The 8,120-nt window shown below is 65.9% G+C and carries 5 protein-coding genes; 2 read left to right on the top strand and 3 right to left on the bottom strand.

Annotated elements, in window-relative coordinates:
• Positions 1 to 129 precede the first annotated feature (129 nt).
• The 3 genes from ligA to smc are packed head-to-tail and all read right to left on the bottom strand — an operon-like array spanning position 130 to position 6,865.
• Positions 130 to 2,154 (bottom strand): NAD-dependent DNA ligase LigA, encoded by a 2,025-nt coding sequence (gene ligA, locus P8X48_11035; GenBank protein ID MEJ2107839.1) that lies wholly within the window; start codon positions 2,152 to 2,154, stop codon positions 130 to 132.
• On the bottom strand, positions 2,151 to 3,365 hold the full coding sequence (locus tag P8X48_11030; GenBank protein MEJ2107838.1) for a cell division protein ZipA C-terminal FtsZ-binding domain-containing protein: 1,215 nt from the start codon (positions 3,363 to 3,365) through the stop codon (positions 2,151 to 2,153). The genes ligA and P8X48_11030 overlap by 4 nt, the downstream gene beginning before the upstream one ends.
• Complete coding sequence (gene smc / locus P8X48_11025) at positions 3,365 to 6,865, bottom strand: chromosome segregation protein SMC (protein MEJ2107837.1); 3,501 nt, start codon at positions 6,863 to 6,865, stop codon at positions 3,365 to 3,367. Before smc ends, P8X48_11030 begins: the two co-directional genes overlap by 1 nt.
• Positions 6,866 to 6,960: 95 nt before the next feature.
• On the opposite strand from smc, the gene queF reads away from it, so the two are divergent.
• Complete coding sequence (queF, locus tag P8X48_11020; GenBank protein ID MEJ2107836.1) at positions 6,961 to 7,341, top strand: preQ(1) synthase; 381 nt, start codon at positions 6,961 to 6,963, stop codon at positions 7,339 to 7,341.
• Positions 7,317 to 8,120, top strand: an 804-nt coding sequence (locus P8X48_11015) for an FGGY family carbohydrate kinase (protein ID MEJ2107835.1), incomplete at its 3' end; no start/stop codon positions are given. The genes queF and P8X48_11015, both read left to right, overlap by 25 nt.

Raw genomic sequence — 8,120 nt, 5'->3', positions numbered from 1 at the left:
CGGCACCCGCCCCGGCACCCGCCCCGGCACCCGCTCCGGCTCCGGCTCCGGCTCCGGAAAAGCAAGACGGCAAATAGCCTTCCTGCGTGGTACGGCGGTCTCCGCCGTACCACCCTTTCCTGCTTTCTTCTACGATGAATTCTTCTTCAGCAGGCGCGCGAACGCGGCCTCGTCCAGCATGGTAACGCCCAGGGCCTCGGCCTTCGCAGCCTTGGATCCGGGTTCCGCCCCCACCACCACGTAGTTCGTCTTCTTCGACACGCTGCCACTGACCTTGGCCCCCAGGGCCTGCAGGCGATCCTTGGCCTCGTCCCGGGTCATGGAATCCAGGGTACCGGTCAGAACGAAGGTTTGACCCGCCAGCGGCTGTTTCGCCTTCGATACCGGTTGCTCGTCCTTCCAGTGCACGCCTGCCTTTTGCAGCCGTTGGATCACTTCCTTGTTGTGGGCCTGGCGAAAGAAGGTGTGAATGCTTTCCGCCACCACCTCGCCCACGTCCGGCACCTCCTCCAAATCTTCCAGACTCGCCTTTTGCAGCGCCGGCAGATTGCCGAAGTGGCGCGCAAGATTGCGTGCCGTGGCCTCGCCCACCTGACCGATGCCGAGGGCATAGATGAAACGCGCGAGCGTGGTTTCCTTGGAATCTTCCAGCGCATCCAGGAGATTCTGCGCCGACTTCTCCGCCATGCGTTCCAGCCCGGCGACCTGTTCCAGGCTGAGCCCGTACAGCCCGGCGACGTCCTTCACCAGCCCCTGTTCGTCCAGTTGCTCCACCAGCTTGTCGCCCAGGCCCTCGATGTCGAGGGCGCGGCGGGAGGCGAAGTGCTTGATGGCCTCGCGCCGCTGGGCCGGGCAGAACAGCCCGCCGGTGCATCGTGCCACGGCCTCGCCTTCCAGCCGCTCGACCTCGGAACCGCACACCGGGCATTTCTTCGGCATCCTGAACTTCTTCGCGTTGCGCGGCCGCTTCGACTTGACCACGCCCACCACTTCCGGAATCACGTCGCCGGCACGCCGCACGATGACGGTATCGCCGATGCGCACGTCCTTGCGTTCGATCTCGTCTTCGTTGTGCAAGGTGGCATTGGTGACGGTGACACCGCCCACGGACACCGGTTCCAGCCGCGCCACCGGAGTGACCGCGCCGGTGCGACCCACCTGCACTTCAATGTCGCGCAGCTTCGTCATCTCCTCTTCCGCCGGGAATTTGTGCGCCAGGGCCCAGCGCGGCGCGCGCGCGACAAATCCCAGTTCCTGTTGCTGCTCGATACGATCGACCTTGTACACCACGCCGTCGATGTCATAGGGAAGCGTTTCGCGCTTGTCCAGCAGATCCCGGTGATAGTCCAGACAGGCATCGATACCACGCACGACCTTGATCTCGGGGCTGACGCGCAGACCCCAGTCGCGCAGCTGCTCCAGGATCTTGCTGTGACGGTCCGGCAAATCGGCGCCGCGCACCTCGCCCACGCCGTAGCAATACATCTCCAGCGGCCGTTCCGCGGTAATGCGCGGGTCCAGCTGGCGCAGGCTGCCTGCGGCGGCGTTGCGGGGATTGGCGAAGGTCTTCTCGCCGCGTTTCACCTGGCGCTTGTTCAGTTCGGCGAAGCCCTTGTGCGGCATGTACACCTCGCCGCGCACCTCCAGCAACTCGGGGATGTGTTTGCCACGCAGGCGCAGGGGCACGGACTCGATGGTGCGCACGTTCAGGGTCACGTCCTCGCCGGTGGTTCCGTCGCCGCGGGTGGCGGCACGGGTCAGCGCGCCGTTCTCGTACACCACTGCAATGGCAAGACCGTCCAGCTTGGGTTCGGCGACGTAGTGAATCCGCTCCTCACCCAGGCGCTCGCGCGCGCGGCGGTCGAACTCCTCCGCCTCCTCGTCGCTGAAGGCGTTGTTGAGCGACAGCATGGGAATGGTGTGGCGGACCTCGGCGAACTGCTTGAGGGGCTTGGCGCCCACCCGCTGGGTCGGCGACTCGGGTGTGACCAGGTCCGGGTGCGCCGCCTCCAGTTCCTGCAGGCGGCGCATGAGGCGATCGTACTCGGCGTCCGGAATCTCCGGCCGGTCGAGTACGTAATACAAGTAGTTGTGGTGCTCGATTTGCCGCCGCAGGTCCTCGATCTCGCGCGCGGCCCTGGTGCCGGCGTTCATATGCCGAACAGGCGGCGCGCCGCCTCGCTACCCGGCTCGATGCCCCTGCGCGACATATCGCCGGCGATCTGTTTGATCTGGGCGGCAATGGCCCGGCGCCCCGAGTCGGTCAGGGCCTTGCCGTCCTGGTCCACCAGTCGGCCGCCCAGCTCTTCCGCCATGTGTGCCCCCACCTCCGCCATCTGCTCGAACACCGCCGCCGGTTCGTTCACCGTCGCCACCTGCATGAACAGGGTCACGCCCTCGGTGTGAAACTCGTCCAGGTGTTCGCGATCGAAATCGCCCGGCTTGAACAGATTGGCGAGACTGAACAGGGTACGACCCCCGCCGTCGGCCATGTGATAAATGTGCATATCGCCATACTGCATGCCGGCTTCAGTCGCGGCGCCGTCCACGGCGCGCCCGCCGAACCCCGTGGGGCTGTTGGCGACGATATTGAGCGAGGCGATGACGTCGTACTCCTTGCAGAAGCCGTCCAGGTCCTGGGCCAGCAGGAGCGCGTCTTCATGGTCCAGGGAGAACAGGGTGCGCCGCTTCAGCTGGTCGCCGAACTGCAGGGCCATTTGCGTGTAGGTGTTGAGCTCCGATTCCGTCACCGACCCGTCGCTGTCCGCCATCTGCAGGGTCAGGCGCAATTCGTCGTATTCCATGTCCTCGGGATCGGTCTCGAGATTGGTCCACACCTTGGTGACGTGGCGCCGGCCGTAGATCGCCCGCGGCTTGTCCAGCAGGTATTCGTTCTGGCGGAACAGGCCCAGGGCCTTGTGACGCGACACCGGGGACGAACCCGGCAGGGTGACGATGAAATCGATGCGTTCGTTGGCGACCGTGGGCACGACGCGGCCGGGTATCTCGGGTTCGGCCTCGGCCTCCGCGGTAGCCGCGCGCCGGTCGATGTCCGGGTCCACGTCCAGGCGCACATCCACGGCACGCTCGATGCGCTTGAGTTCCTCGTAGAAGTCTTCGTGGGGCTGGCGCACCATTTGGTGCGGGATCGGCCGGTCGGCCTTGAGCGAACGTTTTTCCAGGGCCGCGGGAGCGCCCGCGGGTTCGGCCGGTGCCACGGCCAGTACCTCGTCCTCTTCGGCTTCCTCCCGGGGACGATCGCGGTTCAGTCGACGGTTACGCGTGCGGGCCTGATCCAGCGCCCCGATTGCGACCGTGACGACGATGACGACAGCGATCAACAGCAGGGCGAATTTCAGGCTCATTACGAGGCGACCATCTCCATTGCTTCTTCCACGTCTACAGCGACCAGGCGCGAACAGCCCGGCTCCGACATGGTAACACCGACCAGCACATCCGCCATCTCCATGCTGATCTTGTTGTGAGTGATGTACAGCAACTGGGTGTTGCCGGACAGGGTCTTCAGGGTTTCCGAATAGCGCTGCACATTGGCATCATCCAGCGGCGCGTCCACCTCGTCCAGGATACAGAACGGCGCCGGATTGAGCTGGAAGATGGCGAACAGCAGCGCCACCGCGGTCAGGGCCTTCTCGCCGCCGGACAGAAGATGGATGGTGCTGTTGCGCTTGCCCGGGGGTCGCGCCATCACGCCCACCCCCGTGGTCAGCAGGTCCTCGCCCAGCAGCTCGAGATAGGCGTGACCGCCGCCGAAGAGCTGCGGGAAATAGGTCTGCATGCCGGTGTTGACCTGGTCGAAGGTCTCGCGGAAACGCGTGCGCGTTTCGCGGTCGATCTTGCGCATGGCCTCTTCCAGCGTCGCCAGGGCCTGGGTCAGGTCCTCGTGCTGCTTGTCGAGGTAACCCTTGCGCTCGGATTCCTGCTCGTATTCCTCGATGGCGACGAGATTGATGGCGCCCAGGCGGTTGATGCGCCGCTCCACAGCCTCGAGCTGCTCCTTCCATGCGTCTTCGGTGGCATCCTCGGCCAGGCCGTCGCGCGCCTGCTCCAGGGTGTGACCGGTTTCGGCGAGCTGTTCCACCAGGGTATCGCGCCGGGTCACCAGTTCCTGGCGGCGTACCCGAATCTGTTCCATGGCCTCGCGTTGTTCCTGCACCTTCTTCTGCTGCTGGTTGCGTTCCTGCTCGCGCGCGGTCAGGGTCTCGTCCAGGGCGCCGGCCTCCTGGCGCGCGGTATTCAGCCGCTGCTCCACTTCCACGCGACGGCCGAGGAAACTTTCCAGCTTCTGCTTGAGTTCGGCCTCCGGGCTATCGCCGGCGGACAGGACCTGGGCCAGTTCCTCGCGCCGCTGTTCCAGGTGCTGCAACTGCCCGCGCAGACGGGCGACACTCTGCTCGGTGGACTCCAGCGTGGTCTGACGACGTTGCCGTTCCAGTTCCAGTTCGTGCCAGGCATCGCGGGCCGTGGCGGCATCGTCGCGTGCCCGCTCCAGCTGTTCCTGGATCTGTCCGCGTTCGGCCTCCAGTTGCGCCCGCCGTTGCTCATGTTCGCCACTGGCACCCTCGGCCTCGCTCAGCAGGCGCTGGGATGCCGTCAGTTCCTCGCGGCTGCGCGTGGCGCGCAGGTCCAGCTCCTCGATCTCGCCCTGCAACTGGCCTCGACGCGAATCCAGCTGCTCGCGCCGCGCCTCTTCGTGACCCAGACGCTCGGCCAGTTGTGCGCGCCGCCCGTTGGCGCGGTTGAGCGCCTCGCGCGCATCCACCAGTTGGTTGTCCATGTCTTCCAGCTGCGACTGCAGGGTTTCGCTCTGGGTGCGCGCCTCGGCCACGCGCTCGGACAGCGTGTGCTCCTTTTCGCCGAGTTCCTGGATCTCCTGTTCGCGACGCAACACGCCGGCGCGGGCACCGTCGCTGCTGCTGATGCTGAGCCAGTTCGGCCCCAGCCACACGCCTTCGCGGGTGATGACCGACTCGCCCTCCGCCAGTTGCGCGCGCAGGGCGAAGGCCTCGTCGAGGGATTCGGCCGTGCGAACCCGGTTCAGGAGAGGCGCCACCGGGATGTCGCTGCGCACCAGCGCCGCCAGGCGGCCGGGCATGGCCGGCGCGTCGCCGCCACGGGTATCCATCAGCGTCAGGTCCGACTGCCCGAGATCGGTCAGAGAGGAGCGATAGCCTTCCACGTCGTCCACGCATACGGCGCCCAGGGTCGAACCCAGGACCCGTTCCACCGCCTGTTCCCAGCCTGTCTCCACCTGCAGGCGACCGGCAAGCCGGGGGCGCTGCGCCAACCGGTTGTGTTCCAGCCACTGGGTGAGTTCGTTGTCGTGCTTGCCCTGGGCAGCGTCCTGCAACTCGCGCAGGGAAGTCAGACGCGCGGCGACCTGCTGCTGTTCCTCGCGCTCGCGCTCGAGGGTCTCGCCCAGCTGCTCGCGCTGCTGGCGCAGTTCGCGCAGGCGGCGCTCGAGATCGCTGACCGCCTGGGCCTGTTGCGTGCACTCCTCTTCCAGATTGCGTGCTTCGGTTCGGGATGATTCCAGGCCTTCCTGGCCGAGTTCGGCGCCGATGCGCTCCGCCTCCGCGCCCAGCCGTTGCCGGCGTTCCTCGAGTTCAGCGATGTGCTCGTTCAGCTGGTCAATGCGCGCCCGTTGCACGTCGCGCACCTTGGCCGGTTCTGCCGAGGCCTCGCTGAAGACCTGCCAGTCGGACTGCCAGCGCTGCATGGCCTGTTCCGCCGCGCGCTGTGCCTCGGCGTGCCGGTCGCGGGCCTGGCGCCGTTGGTCCATTTCCGCCGCGCCCTCGTTCAGCTCCTTGCCGAGGCGTTCGATGATCTCCAGGTCTGCCTTCAGGTGCTCGCTGGCCTCGGTCCAGGAGCGGTTGACCTCTTCGTGCTCACGCACCTGCTGCGCGCGTGTGTCGCGCACATGCTGTATGGACTGTTCGATGGCGGAGATCTCGCCGCCGATTCCGTAGAATTCTTCCTGCACCGTGTTCAGCGCATCGGCCGCTTCGGTACGCTGGCTGCGCAGGGACTCGATCCCGGCCTCGGTCTCGCGCTGGGCCGAAAGCAGCTTCTCCAGTTCCACATCGCTGGTACCCAGTTCGGACTCGATGCCGCGCAGTTGCGCGTCCAGGGTGCGCCAGCGCAGGGCCAGCAACTGGGCATGGAGCAGGCGTTCTTCCTGCTTCAGGTCCTTGTAGCGCGCGGCCGCCTTGGCCTGGCGCTGCAGGCGATTCAGCTGCTTTTCCAGTTCGGAACGAATGTCGTTCACACGGTCGAGATTTTCCCGGGTGTGACGGATGCGGTTCTCGGTCTCACGGCGGCGCTCCTTGTAGCGCGAGATGCCCGCCGCTTCCTCGAGGAATCCGCGCAGGTCCTCGGGCTTGGATTCGATGATGCGCGTGACCATGCCCTGCTCGATGATCGAATAGGCACGGGGACCGAGACCGGTACCGAGGAAGATGTCGGTGATGTCCTTCTTGCGGCAACGGGTCTTGTTAATAAAGTAATCGGACTGGCCGTCGCGCGAGGCCTCGCGGCGAATGGCGATCTCGGCATAGCTGGCGTACTGGCCGGGCGCCTTGCCGTCGGTGTTGTCGAACACCAGTTCCACCGAGGCGCGGCCCACGGGCTTGCGCGAATTGGAACCGCTGAAGATGACGTCGGCCAGGGAATCGCCGCGCAGATTCTTGGCCGAGCTCTCGCCCATCACCCAGCGCACGGCGTCGATGATGTTGGATTTTCCGCAGCCGTTGGGGCCGACGATGCCCGTCATGGAGGAGGTAATCGGGATGGTGGTGGGGTCCACGAAGGACTTGAAACCGGCCATCCGAATTTTTTTCAGGCGCATCAGGGATTCGTCAGGGTTAAATCTGGGAGTAATCGTTTACAATTCGCCGGTGCCCCGGCGCCGAGGCCACGCAAAGCTAGCACAAGGGAAACGAAATGCCTACCAAGCCCAGTAAGACCTTGGATACCTTCGAGAATCCCCATCCGGAGCGGGATTATACCATCGAGATCGAGAGTCCGGAGTTTACCTGCCTGTGCCCCAAGACCGGCCAGCCGGACTTCGCCACCCTGTTCCTGGACTACATCCCGGACCAGAAATGCGTGGAATTGAAGTCCCTGAAACTCTACTACTGGTCCTACCGCGACGAGGGCGCCTTCCATGAGGCGGTGACCAACCAGATTCTCGAGGACCTGGTGGCGGCGACCGCGCCCCGCTATATGCGCCTGCGCGCACGCTTCAATGTCCGCGGCGGCCTGTACACCACCGTGACCGTGGAATACCGCCAGCCCGGATGGAAGCCGGCGACGGCAAGCTGAACCCGGCGGGACGCTCCGTTTGCCTCGGGCTGGACCTGGGCACCAGCGCCTGCCGCGCCCTGGCCCTGGACCCGCGGCAGGAGGTGCTGGCCGAGGCCACAAGCCCGCTTCCGGCACCGGAGCACGACGGGCCACGGGTGCAGCAGGACCCCGAATGCTGGTGGCAGGCGGTGCGGGACTGCCTGCAACACATCTCCCCTTTTCTGCACGAGCACGACGTCTGCCGCCTGGCGGTGGACGGCACGTCCGGTACCCTGCTCCTGTGCGAGCGGGATGGAACCGTGCGCACGCCGGCATTGATGTACAACGACGGCCGCGCGCTGGAACAGGCGAAGCGCATCGCCGCGGTCGCTCCACCGGACTGTGGCGCCCACGGCCCCTGGTCCGGCCTTGCCCATTATTTATGGTTGCGGGAACAGTCGGCGCAAAACGCCGAGCTGCTCGCCCTGCATCAGTCGGACTGGGTTGCCGGCCGCCTGTGTGGCCACTTTGGCGACAGCGACTGGAACAATGCCCTCAAGCTGGGCTATGACCCGGTACGGAAATGCTGGCCCGAGTGGCTGGCGGAATTGCAGGTAGATCGCGAACGCCTGCCACGGGTGCACGCCCCGGGCACGGAGCTCGGGCTCCTGGACCCGGCAATGGCAAGAGAACTGGGGCTGCCACGGCAAACCACGATCGTGGCCGGCACGACCGACAGTGTCGCCGCCTTCATCGCCGCCGGAGCCACCGGCCCCTGTGAGGCGGTCACTGCCCTGGGCTCGACCCTGGCGCTGAAG

Source organism: Acidiferrobacteraceae bacterium (genome assembly GCA_037388825.1).
Lineage (GTDB): Bacteria > Pseudomonadota > Gammaproteobacteria > Acidiferrobacterales > JAJDNE01 > JARRJV01.
This window is presented reverse-complemented; position numbering and strand designations above follow the sequence as displayed.

What these genes read in the sequence shown, in the direction of transcription:
- ligA (MEJ2107839.1), bottom strand. Translation starts at nt 2,154, where the DNA reads ATGAACGCCGGCACCAGGGCCGCGCGCGAGATCGAGGACCTGCGGCGG.
- P8X48_11030 (MEJ2107838.1), bottom strand. Translation starts at nt 3,365, where the DNA reads ATGAGCCTGAAATTCGCCCTGCTGTTGATCGCTGTCGTCATCGTCGTC.
- smc (MEJ2107837.1), bottom strand. Translation starts at nt 6,865, where the DNA reads ATGCGCCTGAAAAAAATTCGGATGGCCGGTTTCAAGTCCTTCGTGGAC.
- queF (MEJ2107836.1), top strand. Translation starts at nt 6,961, where the DNA reads ATGCCTACCAAGCCCAGTAAGACCTTGGATACCTTCGAGAATCCCCAT.